Annotated in this window: 13 protein-coding genes; 8 read left to right on the top strand and 5 right to left on the bottom strand. The window is 63.6% G+C overall.

From position 1 onward, the window contains the following. Window positions 1-452: 452 nt before the first annotated feature. Window positions 453-1,895, bottom strand: coding sequence for a PLP-dependent aminotransferase family protein (locus WJU18_RS26450; protein WP_423456908.1), 1,443 nt, complete (start codon window positions 1,893-1,895; stop codon window positions 453-455). A gap of 186 nt (window positions 1,896-2,081) precedes the next feature. Between WJU18_RS26450 and WJU18_RS26445 the strand changes: the two genes are divergently transcribed. From WJU18_RS26445 to WJU18_RS26435, 3 genes are read left to right on the top strand one after another with little or no spacing between them, the layout of a single operon-like run. Then, window positions 2,082-2,804, top strand: coding sequence for a c-type cytochrome (locus tag WJU18_RS26445; RefSeq protein WP_423456906.1), 723 nt, complete (start codon window positions 2,082-2,084; stop codon window positions 2,802-2,804). Next, on the top strand, window positions 2,801-4,078 hold the full coding sequence (locus tag WJU18_RS26440; RefSeq protein WP_423456904.1) for a cytochrome c: 1,278 nt from the start codon (window positions 2,801-2,803) through the stop codon (window positions 4,076-4,078). Before WJU18_RS26445 ends, WJU18_RS26440 begins: the two co-directional genes overlap by 4 nt. Window positions 4,079-4,092: 14 nt before the next feature. Continuing rightward, entirely contained in the window at window positions 4,093-4,272 is a 180-nt protein-coding gene (locus WJU18_RS26435) for a DUF2970 domain-containing protein (RefSeq protein ID WP_423456903.1), read from the top strand. 33 nt (window positions 4,273-4,305) lie between these two features. On the opposite strand, the gene WJU18_RS26430 is transcribed toward WJU18_RS26435, so the two are convergent. From WJU18_RS26430 to WJU18_RS26420, 3 genes are all read right to left on the bottom strand, one after another. Continuing rightward, window positions 4,306-5,430 (bottom strand): M48 family metallopeptidase, encoded by a 1,125-nt coding sequence (locus WJU18_RS26430; protein ID WP_423456901.1) that lies wholly within the window; start codon window positions 5,428-5,430, stop codon window positions 4,306-4,308. 7 nt (window positions 5,431-5,437) lie between these two features. Beyond that, window positions 5,438-6,676, bottom strand: a complete 1,239-nt coding sequence (locus WJU18_RS26425) for a YjgN family protein (RefSeq protein WP_423456899.1) — start codon at window positions 6,674-6,676, stop codon at window positions 5,438-5,440. A 175-nt stretch (window positions 6,677-6,851) separates the two neighbouring features. Then, window positions 6,852-8,504 (bottom strand): MBL fold metallo-hydrolase, encoded by a 1,653-nt coding sequence (locus tag WJU18_RS26420; protein WP_423456898.1) that lies wholly within the window; start codon window positions 8,502-8,504, stop codon window positions 6,852-6,854. A 114-nt stretch (window positions 8,505-8,618) separates the two neighbouring features. On the opposite strand from WJU18_RS26420, the gene WJU18_RS26415 reads away from it, so the two are divergent. The 4 genes from WJU18_RS26415 to WJU18_RS26400 all read left to right on the top strand — a co-directional run bounded on the left by WJU18_RS26415 (window position 8,619) and on the right by WJU18_RS26400 (window position 16,860). Beyond that, window positions 8,619-9,350, top strand: a complete 732-nt coding sequence (locus tag WJU18_RS26415; RefSeq protein ID WP_423456896.1) for an REP-associated tyrosine transposase — start codon at window positions 8,619-8,621, stop codon at window positions 9,348-9,350. 204 nt (window positions 9,351-9,554) lie between these two features. Next, entirely contained in the window at window positions 9,555-14,330 is a 4,776-nt protein-coding gene (locus tag WJU18_RS26410) for a glutamate synthase-related protein (RefSeq protein WP_423456895.1), read from the top strand. 127 nt (window positions 14,331-14,457) lie between these two features. Further along, complete coding sequence (locus WJU18_RS26405) at window positions 14,458-15,924, top strand: glutamate synthase subunit beta (protein ID WP_423456894.1); 1,467 nt, start codon at window positions 14,458-14,460, stop codon at window positions 15,922-15,924. Window positions 15,925-16,272: 348 nt separating this feature from the next. After that, the gene (locus tag WJU18_RS26400) at window positions 16,273-16,860 is read left to right on the top strand and encodes a molybdopterin-dependent oxidoreductase (RefSeq protein WP_423456893.1); all 588 of its coding nucleotides are present in this window, start codon (window positions 16,273-16,275) and stop codon (window positions 16,858-16,860) included. Between the two features lie 90 nt (window positions 16,861-16,950). On the opposite strand, the gene WJU18_RS26395 is transcribed toward WJU18_RS26400, so the two are convergent. Continuing rightward, a complete protein-coding gene (locus WJU18_RS26395) occupies window positions 16,951-17,280 on the bottom strand; it encodes a DciA family protein (RefSeq protein ID WP_423456892.1) in 330 nt (109 codons plus the stop codon). A 195-nt stretch (window positions 17,281-17,475) separates the two neighbouring features. Here WJU18_RS26395 and secA point away from each other — a divergent pair, with 195 nt between their 5' ends. Then, window positions 17,476-20,259: a preprotein translocase subunit SecA gene (gene secA / locus WJU18_RS26390; protein ID WP_423456891.1), complete on the top strand. Its 2,784-nt coding sequence runs from the start codon at window positions 17,476-17,478 to the stop codon at window positions 20,257-20,259. Window positions 20,260-20,401: the final 142 nt, after the last annotated feature.

Below are 20,401 nucleotides of genomic sequence, written 5' to 3'. Positions count from 1 at the left end.
GGGTGGGGGCTTTCACTGGAGGTCGATCAGAACGGCCTTCTGCTTCCTGATGCCTTCAGCTGTTTGATCTGAGGTCGGAGGCCGGGATTGCCCCCGGCGGTGCAGTCACCTTCTTTTGCGTCGCCAAAAGAAGGTAACCCAAGAAAAGGCGACCCCACTGCCCGCGTCCCTGCGCTGCGCTCCGGGCAGCCTGCGATGCTCGGTCAAGGGGCGGTGCTGCAGAACTCGCTTTGTTCACTGCGTTCACGCCGCTCAAACAGCTGCAGCAAGCTAGAGCACGAAGCAAGGGCATCTTGCAGTGCCCTTGCCCGCCCCTTGCCCTGCGCTTCTCAGCGCGGGCAGAGGGGACCCGTGGCTCGGGCTATCGCTGCGCTCGGCCCGCGAATCAACGGGCTTCGCTGTATTACTCCTTCCCCCACTGGGGGGAGGTTGGGAAGGGGGCTTTCACGGCGTCACCTCAACCCCTCACTCTCCATCACCGGCCGCTTCATCAACCCCGCTACCAGTCGCCCCAACGTCTTCAAAGCCGGCTCCAATTGCTCGAATCGCGGATGCCCGTAATTGAGCCGCAGGTGGTGCCTGAACCGCTGATCCGCGGAGAACAGCGGTCCCGGCGCCACGCTGATGCTCTGCGAAAGAGCCAGCCGGTGCAGCTCCAGGGCATCTACCTGGGCGGGAAGCTCCACCCATACGAAATAACCGCCTTGCGGCTGGGTCACACGCACTTCCGAAGGAAAATGGCGCGTGATGCAACGCAGCGCCTCTTCTCGCCGCATGGCGAGCAAGGACCGGAGGTGGCGCAGGTGCTTGTCGAAGCCGCCGGCCCGCAGGTAGCGCAGCACGGCCAACTGCGAGGGAACAGCTACCGATAGGGTGCTGGAGAGCTTGAGCCGCTCCACGGCCCGCGCAAAACGCCCGGCCGCTGTCCACCCCAGGCGATAGCCGGGTGCCAGGCTTTTCGACATCGAGCTGCAGTGCATGACCCATCCCGCGCTGTCAAATGCCTTGGCTGGCAGCGCGCGGCGCACGCCGAAATACAACTCTCCATAGACGTCATCTTCGATCAGTGGAATCTCATGCCGCGTGAGCAACTGCACCAGCTGTTTTTTCCGCTCCACCGGCATCAGCGCGCCTAGCGGATTCTGGAAGTTCGGCATGAACCAGCAGGCCCTCACCTGCTCGCGCTGCAGGACGTTTTCAAGCGATTCGAGCTGTACACCGTCGCGAGGATGTGTCGCCACTTCGACCGCCCGCAGTTGCAGCCGTTCCAGGGCCTGCAGGCAACCGTAGAAAGTGGGCGATTCGATCGCTACCGCATCACCCGGCCGCGTGACGGCTTGCAGACACAGGTTCAGCGCCTCCATGGCGCCACTGGTCACCACAATCTCGTCGGTACCGGCCACCACCCCATTGCTGACATAGCGCAGCGCGATCTGGCGGCGCAACTCCTGATTGCCCGGCCCCAGGTCATGCAGCAGCTGTTCTGGCTCCAGTTCCCGCAAGCCCGCGCTTGTTTCACGCGCGAGACGCTCCAGAGGAAAGAGCTCAGGATTCGGGAACGCCGACCCGAGCGGCACGATGCCCTGCTCGCGAATGGAGCCCAGCACTTCCAGTACCAGGTCGTTCACGATCACCGGGCGCGAGTTCGGCTCCGGGTGCGCGAGCAGCGGCTCGTGGCGCTGGTGCGCGGGCGCTTTCACGAAATACCCTGAACGCGCGCGCGCTTCAATGCGTCCGCGTGCCTCCAGCAAGGCATACGCGCCGAAGACCGTGGAGGGGCTGACGCTGCGTGAAGCAATGGTCTCCCGCACGGAGGGCAACCGCTCGCCCGGCCGCAGCGTTCCAGACGCGATCAGGGCTTCTATCTCCTCGGCCAGCGCTTCGTATTTCTTCATGGAAAGCCAATCGGATGTGAATCTGATATCAAATGAAGCGTATTCTTGACTACTGATCTGATATGCACAAGATCATTGAGGATCAGGCGGGGGGATTGAATCTGATACGGTTTTTTTAAGAACATCTGTGACTTATCAGATCAGCGTTTGACAGGCAGACTCAGCTGGTCTTCTGTGAAAACCGCCATGACAGCCAAAGCCCTTCTTTCGTGCCGTGTGATCGCCGCGTTCCTGCTGGCCTGCGGGGGGCTGTCGCCTTCGGTCGCGGCGCCGCCCACGGACACCATGGCCCAGCGCATGCAGGCCTGTGTGGTCTGCCACGGCCAGGAGGGGCGCGCCACGAACGAGGGCTACTTTCCCCGCATCGCAGGCAAGCCGGCGGGCTATCTGTTCAACCAGTTGGTGAACTTTCGCGAAGGCCGGCGCAAGAACGCCACCTTGGCCTACCTGGTCGATCAGATGTCTGATGCCTACTTGCTGGAGATCGCCCGCTACTTCGCCAATCTGGACCTTCCTTACCCGCCTCCGCCGCCGCCCACTGCATCGGGCGCCGCACTGCGGGCATCGCTGGCGCGCGGGGAACAACTGGTGCGCCAAGGCGATGCGGCGCGCGGGATCCCCGCCTGCGCCGCCTGCCATGGTGAGGCCATGATGGGGGTGGCTCCCGCCATGCCCGGGTTGATCGGGCTGCCGCGCGATTACATCCTCAGCCAGTTCGGCGCCTGGAGAAATGGCCAGCGCCACGCTGCCCAGCCGGATTGCATGGGCGAAGTAGCCAAGCGGCTGTCGCCGGAAGATGTCGGCGCCATGGCGGCATGGCTGTCGATGCAGCCGGTACCCGCCGGCGCCAAAGCCTCCATCCAGGCGCCGCGTGCGCTGCCGATGACATGCGGGAGTGCCCAGCCATGAGCCGCTCCTTATCCCTTCCGATCAAACTGCTGGCAGGACTCGTGCTGCTGGCCGGCTTGGCCGCTGCGTGGGTGGCCTGGCTGAACGTGCGTGGCGAGCAGCCCGTGTCGGACAACATCTCCGCGGCGGCGCCCAGCATGGAACAGGTGCAACGCGGCGCCTACCTGGCCCGTGCGGGCAACTGCGCCGCCTGCCATACAGCGCGTGGCGGTGAGGCTTATGCAGGCGGCAAAGCGCTCGACACCCCCTTTGGCATCGTTTTTGCCAGTAACCTCACCTCCGATCCAGAAACCGGCCTAGGCCGCTGGTCGGCGGATCATTTCTGGCGCGCGCTGCACCATGGGCGGTCACGCGATGGTCGCCTGCTTTACCCAGCCTTCCCGTACACGGAGTACACACAGGTCACGCGGGAGGATTCCGATGCGCTGTACGCGTTCTTGCGCACGGTGCCGCCGGTGCGCCAAGCCAACCAGCCGCATGATCTGCGCTTTCCTTACAGCACACAGGCTGCGCTGGCGGTGTGGCGTGCGCTTTACTTTCAACCGGGGGAGTTCCGGCCCGAGCCGGGCAAGCCGGCGGAATGGAACCGGGGGGCCTACCTGGTGCGGGGTCTTGGCCACTGCGCTGCCTGCCATGCGCCGCGCAACTTCATGGGGGCCTTGCAAGACAATCCGGCTTTGAGCGGCGGGCTGATTCCCATGCAGAACTGGTATGCGCCATCGCTGGCGGCTCCTGCTGAAGCAGGCGTGCAGGACTGGAGCACCGCGGAAGTGAAGGGCTTGCTGAAAAACGGTATCAGCGCTCGCGGGGCTGCCATGGGGCCGATGGCGGAGGTGGTCTACGGAAGCACTCAGCACTTGAACGACGCCGATTTGCAGGCCATGGCCCTATTCCTGCGTGATCTGCCGCGGCAGGCGCCGGCGCCGCAGCCGGAAACACGTGTCGGCTCCACGGTGCTGGCGCTGGGTGCCAAGCTTTACAAGGCCCAGTGCGCCGAATGCCACGGCGGCAAAGGTGAAGGTCAGGGCGGGATCTATCCCGCGCTGGCGGGGCTCCGGACGGTCACGCAGGCCTCCAGCGCCAACCTCATCAAGACCATCATCCATGGCGGCTTCACGCCCACCACGGAAGGCAATCCGCGCCCCTATGGCATGCCGCCATTCGGCCAGAGCCTGGACAATGCGGAGATCGCCGCCTTGGCCTCCTATGTGCGGACGGCCTGGGGAAACCGCGCGAGCGGTGTCACGCCGTTCGATGTCAACCGCGTGCGCTAGAAAGGATTTCAATCATGAGCATCCTGAAGCAGATCAAGACCGTGCTCTGGAGCCTGATCGGTATCGGCCGGCGCCAGGACATGGAAGACATCCCGGAGCGGGGAAGCCCCATTGTTTTGCTGCTGGTCGCGCTGGTCATGGTTTTGGTTCTGGTAGGTACTCTCGCGTTCGTGGCGCATACCGTGGCCGGCTGATGAAGCCGTCGGCGCTGCTATCTTCTGAGTGCTCTATCCGCCCGGGCACAGGTGTTCCGCACGCGCCGCCGTGTCCGGGTGCGTGCTGAGCCAATTGAAGCCGCCTGATTCGCGCGGCTTCTTGTGGGCTGGTGGTGCCGAGGCGGCGGCTTCCTTGTCTTTGGGATGATCCTCTTCTTCCCTCCGCTCGATGGACAGCATCAGATCGGTCATCGGCTTGGTCGGGAGGCCGGCCTTGCCCATCATGGCGACGGCGTAGCAATCGGCCTCCATCTCATGGCTGCGCCGGTACGCCAATCCCGTGAGCAGCGAACTGCTGAATGAGACCACGCTCGACACGTCGCCGAGCGCAAGACCCAGCCCCACATTGAGAACGCCCTGTTCCACCAGCATGCGCGTGGTGTGGCGATGCTCCACATGGCCGATCTCGTGCGCCAACACCCCGAGCAGCGCGGTGTCTCCGGTCTGGCTGGCCCTGGCTTGCTCCACCATGGCATCGGTCAGCACGACAGTGCCACCGGGTAGCGCGAAGGCGTTGGCGGGCATCCCGGATCGGAACTCCAGCTTGAGCGGCGGCGCATAGCCGGGGTAGCGCTGCAGATCAGGCTCCACCAAGGCTGCCAGCTTGGCGAAGCCGGCGCGCAATTCGGCTTGCCGCTCGGGCGGCAATTTGCTGGGCTTGACGTAGTTCGCATCGATCTCCCGCAGAGCCCGCTCTGTGAGTGCCTGCTCCCAGGCGAGCGGTACGTGGCGTGCCAGTTGCGCGGCAGCCCAGGGAGTACCCCAGCGATAGAAAGCCCAGATGCCGACCCCCGCCACCAGCAGCACGATCAGCAGTACCTTGAGTTGGGTCTGCATGCGTTCGGCCAGAGGAGGGCGGCGCCCCGCTTCGGTGAGGCAGGCTTGCCAGGCCGCGGGATCGTCGATCTGCAGGCTGCCATGCGCGCCGAGATCGACCGTCAAGCTGCGCGGTGCCCGCCCGGCACTCCAGCGCTCGGGCCAGCCGACTTGCTCGTGCCGGAGTTCCAGCGTCTGGCCGTCATCCAGGGCTTGCAACCGCAACCGGGGCCGGCCCTTGTCTGGGGTCAGTTGCAGCGTGACGGGCCGAGCTCGCGTGCTGCGGCCATCAAACCAAATGGCGCGCAAGGAAGGCGGCATAGAGCGCTTATCCAATCAGATCCAGTCCCAGCGCATCAGCCGCTGCATCACCAAACGCGCCTTGTTGCTTTACCAGTTCGCCCACCAATTGATCCGTGCCGCCTTTCAGGTAAAGCATCACTGAGTCGACCTTCATGGCGTACTCGCTGGTGAGCGCGAAAGGCCGGTAGAAGCCCAGCGTCAGCAGCGTGAGCAGCATGTTCTTGATGCGCAGCCGGATGAAAGGCCAGGTGCGCAGATTGGTCTTGAAGCGCGCGATGTGGCTCACGCCCACGTTGTTCCATACCAGTTGGAACATGCGCGCCTGCCGGTAAGCGCGTGCCGGCAGGGAGATCAGAAACAACCCCAGGAAACCGCCGAGGAAGACCAGCATGAAGACCAGGACCATGCCTGCGATCCCTCCACTGCCCACCTTCTTGAACAGCAGGGCCATCGAGCCGCTGAACAGCGAAACCGCCAGGACCACCGCCAGCACCAGCAACAGAAAGAGGCCCGCCGTGGCCAGCCAGATGCGGACAAAATCCATATATACCGGTTTCCAGCGCCCCATTTGGTTGCCGATGCGCGCGCGCAGCACCAGCAGGCTGCGGTAGTTGTATTCAAGCCGGATGATGCACAGCAGCGTCAGTGCGGAACCCACGATCCCCAGGCCAATGACCAGCCCGCCCAGAGCCGGCAACTGCAGCGGCGACTCATCGCCTTCTGCGCCGCCAAGGGAGGGCGGCGACATGGCGCCTGTCACGAAAAGCACCACCACCCAAATGGCCGCGATGGCGAACACGGGCCAACTGGCCGTATAGACCTCCCGCCACGACGCCGTGAAGGCCAGCCGAATGCCGCGCCAGCGCGTGGCGCTCAAGCGAAAGCGCATGGCGCTGCCCCAGAGAAAGGGCGTCAGCACGGCAAAGCCGATCAGCAGCAGCATGGAGGCCAGCTCCTGCCCGGTTTCAGCGGCGATCTGGTAGGCCAGGTAGAGCGCCGCCATCATCAGAAAACCCACCACCATCTTGCGCTGTTGCGCCGCGAATTCGAGGGGGCTGCCGGCGACCTGGGTATGGCTGTAGAAATACTGGGCCGTCCGCCGCCGCGCCCAGGGCGTGTAGATGCCCAGCGTGACGATGGACAAGAGCACATTGACGATCCAGACGCGGAAATATTCACCGCCCGAGCCCGTGAATTCGATGGGATGCGCTTCTATACTGCTTCGGGTCCGCGCCGATGCCCGCTGGATGCCGGTCGCTGCCATAAAAGCCCCTCTTCCTCAACGTGTGATTTGTGGGGGCCAGTGTAGCTTCGCTTTCTCCTTGCGCTACCCCTCATGCGCAGGAAATGGCAAGGGCTGTCCGTAGCAGCCCACACCGAAGCTTCTTCTGCGCAGCCTATGCCAGGGCGCCCGGCATAGGGGATGGCGCGTCAGCGCCTCAGGGAGGGCAGTCCCCCATTGCCTGGATCCGCTCTACATGTGCCAGTAGTGAGCGTTTCGCCACGGGCCATACGCGCGGAGGCACGTCGTCATAGGCCTTGGCCACCCAGTCGTCCATCGTGCCCTGAGGGTCCGCCTGCATCACGGCCAGAACTTTCGCCTCGCGTGCCAGGCGGTGCTTTTTCAGGTGGGCGATCTGCGCACGCGCGCTGCCCAGTACGTAACCGTGCGCGGGCAGGATGAAATGGGCGTCCTGTTCCGCGCAGGCGGCATCGAGCTTGTCCAGCGACTCCAGGTAGGCTGTCATTTCGCCATCGGGCGGATTGACGATCGTCGTGCTGCCGTTGAGGATATGGTCTCCGGAAAACAGCAGGCCATCTTCCTCCAGCAGGAGGCAGAGGTGATTGGCGGCGTGCCCAGGTGTGTGGATGGCGCGCAGGGTGTGGGTAGTCTTGCCGTCGGGCGCGTCGGCGCTCAAACTGAGGCGCTGGCCGTCGGCGAGCATCTCGTCCGGCGTGAATTGGCTGGCCGCATTGGCGGTGGGCAGGGAGGCCAGGCCCAGAATAGGGGGCTTGGTGTTGTTGCACAGCGCCTGCAGCGGCTTGGCGCCGGGCGAATGATCGGGATGGGAATGCGTGCAGACAATGAACTTGATGTGGCCGCCTGCTGCACGCCACAGCCGTTCGATGTGTGCATCGTCCGCGGGGCCGGGATCAATGGCGATATAGCCTGTGCGCGGATCACCCACCAGGTAGCTGTTGGTGCCTGGGCCAGTCATGAAACCGGAGTTGCCGGCCGTCAGGCGCTGCACGTTCTTGAGCAGCGGCACAGGCTGCTCGGCCTGCCAGTCGAGCGCATGCAGCATCTGCCCATCAGGGGTGACCAACTCCAACTCCCCGAAAGGCTGCTCGTGCTCCATGTAGCGGGCTTCCTTGCCGGCCAGAAGCCCGCCGCGCGGACAACTGGTCCACAGGGGCTGCTCGGTGGCACAGGCATCTAGAATGCTTTGCACGTTACCGTAGTTCTGCAGGCGCTCGAGGGTGCGAATGGTAGGGAAGATGATGAAGAACTGCCCCGCCTTGTGGCGCTCCAGCGCATCCTGCGGGCGCACCCAGACGGGTTCGAATTGCTCCGCCTCGTCGGCCACTGGCGTTTGCCCTTCAGGCATGCGGGCCACGAGAAAGGGTACATCGAAGCGGCGGGGCAGATCGCGGTCGGTGATCCAGTGGGCCAGCACATATACGTCTGCTGCCGCCAGTTTCAGCCCGCGCGCGGCGCATTGCGGGGCAAAGGGCGCCTGGCGATCGAGCGCGGCGAGATCTTCGGCGGTAGCGGGTGATCCATCGTCCCGTTTGGCGAGCAGCACACCCAATTCCTCGAAGCTTTCGCGGATGGCCGCGATCGCTTGTGTCAGGTGCTCGCCACTCTGCGTCGGCCGGCGCGTGGCCTGCCCATGGGCCGCCGCATCCGCAGCATCAATGCCGCCTCCGGGAAACACATAGGCCCCTGGCGCGAAACTGGCCGTGAGCGAGCGGCGTGTCATCAGCACCTCCACTCCTTGAGGGCTGTCGCGCAGCAAAAGCACGGTGGCGGCGGGGCGCAGCGCTGCAGGTTCGCGCTGGGCATGCAGAAGTTGGCTGGAACGTGGCATGCCGACGATTATGGCGGCAAGCCATCCTTTCCGCCGCCGACAGGAGAATTCAAAAGAAATTGGGGTCAGATCCCAGTTATCTCGATAGAAATTGGGGTCAGAGCATAATTAACCATGGCCCGCCTTCCCCGACTCACCGTTGCCGCCTACCCCCATCACGTCATTCTGCGCGGCAACAATCGTCAAAACATCTTCCGAGACAGCGACGATCATCAGCGCATGTTGCGTGCCTTGCGCGATTTTTCCGCGGAGAACAAGGTCGCGCTCCATGCCTATGTGCTGATGTCCAATCACCTGCACCTGCTGCTCACGCCGGAAACCAATGAGGGCGTGCCACGCATGATGCAGGCGCTCGGGCGGAGCTATGTGCGCTATTTCAATGACCGGCATAGCCGCACCGGCACGCTTTGGGAAGGGCGCTACCGTTCCAGCCTGATCGAGGCGGAGCGGTATCTGCTGGCCTGCATGGCCTATATCGATCTGAATCCCGTACGTGCAGGCATGGTGGCCGCACCAGGCGATTACCCGTGGTCCAGCTATGCGCACTATGTTGGCCTGCGTTCCGACCCGCTGATCACGCCACACTCCTTGTTCTGGGAGTTGGGCAACACGCCATTCGCTCGTGAGGCGGCTTACGCCGAACTGGTCAAGGCAGGGCAGAGCCTGGAGCAGCGCGAGAAGCTGACCCGCGCAGTGCAAAGCGGTTGGGCTTTGGGCGAGGGGCGTTTTGTGGCGGATTTGCAAACGCGCACCACCCGCCGGGTTTCGCCGGGGCGCGTAGGCCGTCCTTCTGCGGCGTCCAAGCTCGTGGCGCCTGAGAACTCCGATTCAGGTGCACCTGATTGATCTGCTTTAGAGAAGAAAATAGCCATTGAGGCAATATGTGATATGGGGTTTTTGCTCTCTATTTTGATATGTCCCTAATTTAACTTGTAGTTGAAATTTTTAGGATAAATTGGAATCTGACCCCAATTTATTTTTCTTGGAAGTTTTGCTGCACCGCACTATCCTTGGGGTCTTTCCTGGATTAGATAGAAGACGGAGCCCACGATGACCACGCCTGCCGAGCAATCGCAATTGCAACAGAGCGGCCTCTATGACCCGGCGAACGAGCATGATGCCTGCGGCGTCGGCTTTGTCGCGCATATCAAGGGCGAAAAGAGCCACGCCATCGTCACCCAGGCGCTGAAAATCCTGGAGAACCTGGACCATCGCGGCGCGGTGGGCGCTGATGCGCTGATGGGTGATGGCGCCGGGATTCTGATCCAGATGCCTGATGCGCTCTATCGCGAGGAAATGGCCAAGCAAGGTGTGACCCTGCCGCCGCTGGGCGAGTATGGCGTGGGCATGATCTTCCTGCCGAAGGAAAACGCTTCGCGCCTGGCGTGCGAGGAAGAACTCGAGCGCGCGATCCGCCTGGAGGGCCAGGTGCTGCTGGGCTGGCGCGATGTGCCGGTGGACCTCGACATGCCCATGTCGCCCGCGGTGCGCGAGAAGGAACCCATCATCCGCCAGGTGTTCATCGGCCGGGGCGCGGATGTCATCGTGCAGGATGCGCTGGAGCGCAAGCTCTATGTGATCCGCAAGACCGCCAGCGCCCACATCCAGGCGCTGGGTCTGCGCTACAGCAAAGAATATTACGTGCCCAGCATGAGCAGCCGCACGGTGATCTACAAGGGCTTGCTGCTGGCCGATCAGGTGGGCACCTACTACCTGGATCTGAAGGATGAGCGCTGTGTTTCCGCTCTCGGCCTGGTGCACCAGCGCTTTTCCACCAACACCTTCCCCGAGTGGCCGCTCGCGCACCCCTATCGTTATGTGGCGCACAACGGCGAAATCAACACCGTCAAGGGCAACTTCAACTGGATGCGCGCCCGCGAAGGCGTGATGAGCTCGCCCGTGCTGCAGGCCGATCTGCAGAAGCTCTACCCCATCAGCTTTGCCCACCAGTCCGACACCGCCACGTTCGACAACTGCCTGGAGCTGCTGACCATGGCCGGCTACCCGCTGGCCCAGGCCGTGATGATGATGATCCCGGAGCCCTGGGAGCAGCACAGCACCATGGACGAGCGCCGCCGCGCGTTCTATGAGTACCATGCCAGCATGATGGAACCCTGGGACGGCCCCGCGTCCATCGTGTTCACCGACGGCCGCCAGATCGGCGCCACGCTCGACCGCAACGGCCTGCGTCCCAGCCGCTACTGCATCACAGACGATGATTTCGTCATCATGGGCTCCGAATCCGGTGTGCTGCCGGTGCCTGAGCACAAGATTGTCCGCAAGTGGCGCCTGCAGCCCGGCAAGATGTTCCTGATCGATCTGGATCAGGGCCGCATGATCGACGACGAGGAAGTCAAGGCCAGCCTTGCCAACGCCAAGCCCTACAAGCGCTGGATCGAGGACCTGCGCATCCGCCTCGATGACGTGGCGGTGCCGGTGGCCGGGCTGGATGCAGAGGAGCTGCCAGTCAGCGACACCGAGCCGCAATCTTCCGGTGTCGAAGCCACTTCGCCCGAGCTGCTCGACCGCCAGCAAGCCTTCGGCTACACCCAGGAAGACGTGAAATTCCTGCTGAGCCCCATGGCCGCGTTTGGCGAAGAAGCCATTGGCTCCATGGGCAACGACAGCCCCCTGGCCGTGTTGTCTGACCGCAACAAGCCGCTCTACAGCTACTTCAAGCAGTTGTTCGCGCAAGTGACCAACCCGCCGATCGATCCGATCCGCGAAGCCATCGTGATGAGCCTGGTGAGCTTCATCGGTCCCAAGCCGAACCTGCTCGACATCAACCAGGTCAACCCGCCGATGCGCCTCGAGGTGAGCCAGCCTGTGCTGGATGCCTACGACATGACCAAGCTGCGCGAGATCAAGCAGCACACCCAGGGCAAGTTCTCCAGCAGCGTGCTCGACATTACCTACCCGCTCAACTGGGGCCCCGAAGGCGTGGAAGCCCGTTTGGCCTCGCTCTGCGCGCAAGCGGTGGATGCCATCAAGATCGGGCGGAACATCCTCATCATCAGCGACCGGGCCGTAGCGCACGATCGCGTGGCCATTCCGGCGCTGCTGGCGCTCTCCAGCATCCATCAGCACCTGATCCGCGAAGGCCTGCGCACCAGCGTGGGCCTGGTGGTGGAAACCGGCAGCGCTGCAGAGATCCAGCACTTTGCCGTGCTGGCAGGCTATGGCGCCGAGGCCGTGCACCCCTGGCTGGCCATGGAAACCATCGCCAACATCCACAAGGATCTGCCGGGCGATCTGAGCGCCGAGAAGGCGATTGCCAACTACATCAAGGCTGTGGGCAAAGGGCTCTCCAAGGTGATGTCCAAGATGGGCGTCTCCACCTACATGAGCTACTGCGGCGCGCAACTCTTCGAGGCCATCGGCATCAACTCCGAGACCGTCGAAAAATACTTCACCGGCACCCCCAGCCGCGTGGGCGGCCTGGGCGTGTTCGAGATCGCCGAAGAAGCCGTGCGCCGCCACCAGGCGGCCTATGGCGCCGATCCGGTGCTGAACAACATGCTCGATGCCGGCGGTGAATACGCCTGGCGCACGCGGGGCGAAGCCCATATGTGGTCGCCTGACGCCATCGCCAAGCTGCAGCACAGCACCCGGGCCAACAACTGGAGCACTTACAAGGAATACGCTCAGCTCATCAACGACCAGAGCAAGCGCCTGATGACGCTGCGGGGCCTGTTCGAGTTCAAGGTGGACCCGGCCAAGGCCATTCCGATCGAGGAAGTCGAACCGGCGAAGGAAATCGTCAAGCGTTTCGCCACCGGCGCCATGTCGCTCGGCTCGATCTCTTCCGAGGCGCACGCCACGCTGGCTGTGGCCATGAACCGCATCGGCGGCAAGAGCAATACGGGTGAAGGCGGCGAAGACGCCAAGCGCTACCGCAACGAACTCAAGGGCATCCCGATCAAGCAAGGGCAGACCATGTCCGAGCTGCTGGGCAAGGATGTGTTCGAGGTCGACTACGCGCTGAACGAGGGCGATTCCATGCGCTCGCGCATCAAGCAGGTGGCTTCGGGACGCTTTGGCGTGACCGCCGAATACCTGTCCAGCGCTGACCAGATCCAGATCAAGATGGCCCAGGGCGCCAAGCCCGACGAAGGAGGCCAGTTGCCTGGCGGTAAGGTGAGCGACTACATCGGAAAGCTGCGCCACAGCGTGCCGGGCGTGGGCCTCATCAGCCCGCCCCCGCACCACGACATCTACTCGATCGAGGATCTGGCGCAGCTCATCCATGATCTGAAGAACGTCGCTCCGCACAGCGACATCAGCGTCAAGCTGGTCAGCGAAGTGGGCGTGGGCACCATCGCCGCTGGCGTGGCCAAGTGCAAGAGCGATCACGTGGTGATTGCCGGGCACGACGGCGGCACGGGCGCGTCGCCCTGGTCGAGCATCAAGCATGCCGGCAGCCCCTGGGAGATCGGCCTGGCTGAAACGCAGCAAACGCTGGTGCTCAACCGCTTGCGCGGCCGTATCCGCGTGCAAGCCGACGGCCAGATGAAGACCGGCCGCGACGTCGCCATCGGCGCGCTGCTGGGCGCTGATGAATTTGGCTTCGCCACCGCACCGCTGGTGGTCGAGGGCTGCATCATGATGCGCAAGTGCCACCTCAACACCTGCCCGGTGGGCGTGGCCACGCAAGACCCGGTGCTGCGCCGCAAGTTCAGCGGCAAGCCCGAGCACGTGGTCAACTTCTTCTTCTTCATCGCCGAGGAAGTCCGCCAGATCATGGCGCAGTTGGGTATCCGCAAGTTCGACGACCTCATCGGCCGCAGCGACCTGCTCGACATGAAGAAAGGCATCGAGCACTGGAAGGCCAAGGGCCTCGACTACAGCCGCCTGTTCGCCAGGCCGGAAGTGCCGGCCGGCGTGCCGCGCTACCACGTCGACGGGCAGGATCACGGCCTGGCCAAATCCCTGGACAACCGTCTCATCGAGAAATCTCGCCAGGCCATCGACAAGGGCGAGCCTGTCAAGATTCTCGATACCGCGCGCAACGTCAACCGCTCGGTGGGCGCCATGCTCTCGGGTGCGGTCACCAAGGTGCATCCTGAAGGCCTGCCCGACGACACCATCCATATTCAGCTGGAGGGCACGGGCGGCCAGAGCTTTGGCGCTTTCCTGTGCAACGGCATCACGCTCTACCTGATCGGCGATGCCAACGACTACACCGGCAAGGGCCTTTCGGGCGGCCGTGTGGTGGTGCGCCCCAGCCTGGACTTCCGTGGGCAGGCGCAGCAGAACATCATCGTGGGCAACACGGTGATGTACGGTGCCACGACCGGCGAGGCGTTCTTCAGCGGCGTGGCCGGCGAGCGCTTCGCGGTGCGCCTGTCTGGCGCCACCGCGGTGGTGGAAGGCACCGGCGATCACGGCTGCGAATACATGACCGGCGGTACGGTGGCCGTGCTCGGCAAGACCGGCCGCAACTTCGCCGCGGGCATGTCGGGCGGTATCGCCTACGTGTACGACGAAGACGGCCAGTTTGCCAAGCGCTGCAACACGGCCATGGTGGCCCTGGAGCCCGTGCTGCCGGCTTCCGAGCAACGCGTGCGGGGCGACAGCGCCATCTGGCATCGCGGCCAGACCGACGAGGAACAGTTGAAGGCGTTGCTGGCCGACCACAACCGCTGGACCGGCAGCCGCCGCGCCCGTGAGTTGCTCGACAACTGGGCGGAGGCCAGGACCAAGTTCGTGAAGGTATTCCCCAACGAATACAAACGTGCGCTGGGCGAGATCCACGCCCGGAAACAGGCTTCGGCCGCCGCGGAGGCCGCCCCCACCAAGAAGAAGGAAGCTGTAGCAGCCAAGTGATCCAAAAGATCTGTAGGAGCGGCTTCAGCCGGATGGCCGGCCCCCGCGAACAGCCTTTCACGGCTGAAGCCGCTCCTACATAGCTGCCGAGCCCACCACGCCCACGAAAGAAATACGAAAGCACCACATGGGAAAAGTCACTGGCTTCATGGAGTTCGAACGCATCGAGGAGGGCTACGCCCCGGTTGCCGAACGCGTCAAGCACTACAAGGAATTCGTCATCGGCCTGGATGACCCGCAGGCCAAGCTGCAGGGCGCCCGCTGCATGGATTGCGGCACGCCGTTCTGCAACCACGGCTGCCCTGTCAACAACATCATTCCCGATTTCAACGATCTGGTGTACCGCGGTGACTGGAAAAGCGCCTTCGCGGTGCTCGATTCGACGAACAACTTCCCCGAGTTCACCGGCCGCATCTGCCCCGCGCCTTGCGAGGCAGCCTGTGTGCTGAACATCAACGACGATGCGGTAGGCATCAAGTCGATCGAGCACGCCATCATCGACCGCGCCTGGGACGAAGGCTGGGTGACGCCTCAGGTTCCCAAGATCAAGACCGGCAAGAAGGTAGCGGTGGTGGGCGCGGGCCCGGCCGGCATGGCGGCGGCCCAGCAGCTTGCGCGCGCCGGCCATGATGTCACGCTGTTCGAGAAGAACGACCGCGTCGGTGGCCTGCTGCGCTACGGCATTCCCGATTTCAAACTGGAAAAATCGCATATCGATCGCCGCGCCGAACAGATGCAGGCAGAGGGCGTGGAAATCCGCACCAGCGTGCTGGTCGGCGCCATGCCCAAGGGCAGCAAGGTGACCAACTGGGCCAAGGAGAGCATCAGTCCCGAGCAGTTGCAGCAAGACTTTGATGCCGTATTGCTGACCGGTGGATCAGAGACCTCGCGCGATCTGCCTATGCCGGGGCGTGATCTTGACGGCATCCATTTCGCGATGGAGTTCCTGCCGCAGCAGAACAAGATCAATGCTGGCGACAAGCTGAAAGGGCAGATTCGTGCCGATGGCAAGCATGTCATCGTCATTGGTGGCGGCGACACCGGCAGCGACTGCGTGGGTACCAGCAACCGCCACGGCGCCAAGAGCGTGACGCAGTTCGAGGTCATGCCCATGCCGCCCGAGCAGGAGAACAAGCCGTTGGTGTGGCCTTACTGGCCGATCAAGCTGCGCACCAGTTCCAGCCATGAGGAAGGCGCACAGCGCGAATTCGCCATTTCCACCAAGCAGTTCACGGGCGAAAAAGGCAAGGTCAACGGCCTGACCACTGTGCAGGTGGAATTCAAGGACGGCAAGCTGACCGAAGTGCCGGGCACCGAAAAACAGTGGCCTGCCGATCTGGTGCTGCTCGCCATGGGCTTCACCAACCCGGTGGAAACCATCCTCGAAGGCTTTGGCGTGGAGAAGGACGCACGCGGCAACGCCAAGGCCACGCCTGATTTTGACGGTGGCTACGCGACCAATGTGCCGAAGGTGTTCGCCGCCGGTGACATGCGGCGCGGCCAATCGCTGGTGGTCTGGGCGATCCGCGAAGGCCGTCAGGCCGCCCGGGCGGTCGATGAGTTCCTGATGGGTGTCAGCGATTTGCCGAGATAGGCCCCCCTGAGGCGCTTCGCGCCTTCCCCCAGGGGACGCAACCAGCGGCCTGGCAAAGCTGGACCTTGGCTCCCCCTGAGGCACTGCGTGCCATCCCCTCAAGGGGACACAACCAGCGGCCTGGCAAAGCCAGCTCCGCGGTTGCCCGCGCATGGCCTGCTCCGCGGCCTTCTGGGTCTTCTGGCTTGACTCCCTCTCCCGTATGCGGGAGAGGGTGGGGGTGAGGGCTCTTTCTCCTTCGCAGGGGTCTGGTGTAGGCGCGGGTTTGGGGGCTGAACGGCTCAGTCGCATTTGACCTCCGGCAGCCGGTGGATTACAAATAGAAATACAACACAGGAGTCTCAATCCATGACCGGCAAGCGCCAATTTCTCGCCGCCACCACACTGGCCCTTATCGGGAGTCAAGCTTCGGCCACGCCTTCCAAGGGCAGCGGGGCGGCAGGCCCAGGTCTACTGACGGTGACGGGCTCCATCAGCAAGGCCAACCGGGGCCCCCTGGACAAGGCCCTCGACCAGATGATGGCCAAGCAGCAGCAAAGCTTTACACAGGCCCACGTATTCGATTTCGCGGCGCTGCTGAAGTTGCCGGTCCGAACCATCCGCCCCACGCTCGAGTACGACGCCAAGGTGCATGCGTTGCGGGGCCCGCTGCTGGCGGATGTGCTGCGCGCCGCCGGCGCGCCAGATGAGGCGGCCACGCCCCTGGGGCTGCGCGCCATTGATGGCTACACGGTGCCGATCACGCTGGGCGAGGCTAAGCGCCTGAATTTGATTGTGGCTACCCATCTGGACGGCAAGCCCATGCCTCTGGGCGGTTTGGGGCCTCTCTGGGCGGTACTGGATGCCGATCGCATCCCTGAACTGGCTGCCAAGCCGCTGGCCGAGCGCTTCGCGCAGTGTCCCTGGGGCCTCTACCACGTGACCGTCGGGGCGTGAGCACACCCTGGGATCGCCAAGCTCCAGCTTGGCTTGGCGTATCTGTCAAGCGCTGCTGCCAAGCTGGAGCTTGGCGGTCCCAGGGGTGTTTCAGCGCAGGTTGCCTGCCATTCCTGTGTTCGTCATGATCTTGATCCGCAATTTCTGCACCGCGTGCCCGCGCGCCTGCAACACTTCCAGCAGGGAAGGCGCCATTTGCCGCAGTTTCGCCGCCGCCGCGTTGTTCGGCACCAGCAGGCACCAGCAGCCTTCCTCCAGTCCGCCGGCCTGAACAAGCCCCTGCAAGGGCTTGGGAATCAGGGGCCGGATCAGCGCCAACCGGCTGGCTGATTCACCGGCCAGCCGGCTCAAATGCGAGAGGGTAGGGGCCTCTTCCACGGCTTGAAGCAGGGAAAGGGCGGAATGTCGGCGAAGATTCATGGAGGTCCTCAATTATGCCGACGGCGGACCGTCTTCATGCACAGGTAAAATGTTCAGTTACCCGCGCGAGCGAGGGGTGGATGGCTTTGTCTGCTTGTTTTCAGGCCAACCGCCCTCAGTTTCCGTATTCATTTCTGACGTCTTAGGGGTTTTGGCTGCCTGCCGTTTCCGAACGCGCATGGCGGCCGCGTACGCATGGCCACCAATCTCCTCACCAAGATATTTGGCAGTCGCAATGACCGCCTGCTCAAACAATACCGCAAGACCGCGGCGCGCATCAACGCCCTGGAGCCTGAATTTGAAAAGCTGACGGACGAGGCGCTGCGCGCCAAGACCCAGGAATTCAAGGACCGGGTGGCCAAGGGCGAAAGCCTGGACGAGTTGCTGCCCGAAGCCTTTGCCGTGGTGCGCGAGGGCTCCAAGCGCGTGATGAAGATGCGCCATTTCGATGTGCAGCTCATCGGCGGCATGGCGCTGCACGAAGGCAAGATCGCCGAAATGCGCACCGGCGAAGGCAAGACACTTACGGCCACGCTGCCGGTCTACCTCAATGCCTTGAGCAACAACGGCGTGCACGTGGTCACGGTGAACGACTATCTCGCCAACCGCGACGCCCAGTGGATGGGCCGCCTCTACAACTTTCTCGGCCTCACGGTGGGTGTGAACCTGCCCCAGATGGCACGCGACGAAAAGCAGGCCGCCTACGGTTCCGACATCACCTACGGCACCAACAACGAGTTCGGTTTCGACTACCTGCGCGACAACATGGTCTACGAGCCGGCTGACCGCGTGCAGCGCCAGCTCAACTACGCCATCGTCGACGAGGTCGATTCCATCCTGATCGACGAAGCCCGCACCCCGCTCATCATCAGCGGCCAGGCGGAAGACCACACGGCCATGTACTTGGCCATCAACAAGGTGGTGCCGGCGCTCACGCGCCAGGAAGGCGAAGCCGATCCGCGCACCGGCGAGGGCGTGACCAAGCCGGGCGACTTCACTGTCGACGAGAAGGCCCATCAGGTCTACCTCACCGAGCAGGGCCACGAAACCGCCGAGCGCGTCCTGGCCGAGCGTGGCCTGATCGCCCCGGGCGCCAGCCTGTACGACCCGGCCAACATCTCGCTGATGCACCACCTGTATGCGGCGCTGCGGGCCAACCATCTCTACCACCGCGATCAGCACTACGTAGTGCAGCAAGGCGAGCGCGGCCCGGAGATCGTGATCGTCGACGAATTCACCGGCCGTCTCATGTCTGGCCGCCGCTGGAGCGATGGCCTGCACCAGGCCGTGGAAGCCAAGGAAGGCGTGCCGATCCAGGCCGAGAACCAGACTCTGGCCTCGATCACCTTCCAGAACTACTTCCGCCTGTACAAGAAGCTCGCCGGCATGACCGGTACCGCTGACACCGAAGCCTACGAGTTCCAGGAAATCTACGGCCTCGAAACGGTGGTGGTGCCGCCCAACAGGCCGAGCAAGCGCGACGACCAGCTCGACCGCGTCTACAAGACCACCAAGGAAAAATACGACGCCGCCATCGCTGACATCCGCGAATGCTATGAGCGCGGGCAGCCGGTGCTGGTGGGCACCACGTCGATCGAAAACTCCGAAATCATCGCCGAACTCCTGCAGAAGGAAAAGCTTCCCCACCAGGTGCTGAACGCCAAGCAGCACGAGCGCGAAGCCGACATCGTGGCGCAGGCCGGCCGGCAGAAGATGATCACCATCGCCACCAACATGGCTGGCCGGGGTACTGACATCGTGCTCGGCGGCAACGTGGAGAAGGCCATCGAGGCCGTGCAGGCCGATCCCTCGCTCGACGATGCCGCCCGCCAGGCCAAGGTGGCTGCGCTGCGCGAGCAATGGCAGAAGGACCACGAGCACGTCAAGTCGCTCGGCGGCCTGCGCATCATCGCTACCGAGCGGCACGAAAGCCGCCGCATCGACAACCAGCTGCGCGGCCGCTCGGGCCGCCAGGGTGACAACGGCTCCTCGCGCTTCTATCTCAGCCTGGACGATTCGCTCATGCGCATCTTCGCAGGCGATCGTGTGCGCGCCATCATGGACCGGCTGAAAATGCCCGAGGGCGAAGCGATCGAGGCGGGCATGGTGACCCGCAGCATCGAAAGCGCGCAGCGCAAGGTCGAAGCCCGCAACTTCGACATCCGCAAGCAGCTGCTCGAGTACGACGACGTCTCCAATGACCAGCGCAAGGTGATCTACCAGCAGCGCAACGAGATTCTCGATGCCAACGACCTCGAGGCGCAGATCTCCTCCCTGCGCCAGGGGTGCTTCACCGATCTCGTGCACCAGTATGTACCCGCCGATTCCGTGGAAGAGCAGTGGGATATTCCTGGCCTGGAGAAGGTGCTGGCAGACGAATGGCACATCGATCTGTCTCTGCAGAAGGAGATCGAAGCCTCGGCCGCCATGACCGACGAGGACATCCTCGAGAAGGTGCTGAAAGCCGCCGACGAGGCGTATGCCGCCAAGGTGGAGCTGGTGGGCGCGGAGAATTTCCGTCCGTTCGAGCGTGCGGTGCTGTTGCAGAACATCGACAGCCACTGGCGCGAGCACCTGAGCGCGCTGGATTACCTGCGCCAGGGCATTCATCTGCGCGGCTATGCGCAGAAGCAGCCCAAGCAGGAATACAAGCGCGAGGCCTTCGAACTGTTCGGTCAACTACTGGATGTGGTGAAGAACGAAGTCACGCGCACCCTCATGACGGTGAAGATCCAGTCCGGCGATGAGGTCGAGCAGGCCGCCGAGGATCTGGAGCAGCGTGCCGAGCAGTTCAGCAACGTGACCTACACCTCGCCCACCGAAACCGGCGAGGCTGAAACCGTGCCGGGCGCCCAACTGGGCCAGACTGCCGCGGCTGCCGCCGCCGCCGCGGGCGCTGTTCCGCGCGTCGGCCGCAACGACCCTTGCCCATGCGGCAGCGGCAAGAAGTACAAGCAATGCCATGGCGCGCTGAACTGACACTTCTTCTCTTCACTCGGGGGGAAGGCCTCTACCATCTCATGCTTTCCTTCCCCCGTCATTCCCGCGCAGGCGGGAATCCAGTGCAGCCTCTGAACGCCCCTGGATTCCCGCCTGCGCGGGAATGACGGAGAGAAAGCCG

This window comes from Ottowia sp. VDI28, assembly GCF_049532675.1.
GTDB lineage: Bacteria > Pseudomonadota > Gammaproteobacteria > Burkholderiales > Burkholderiaceae_C > Ottowia.
This window is presented reverse-complemented; position numbering and strand designations above follow the sequence as displayed.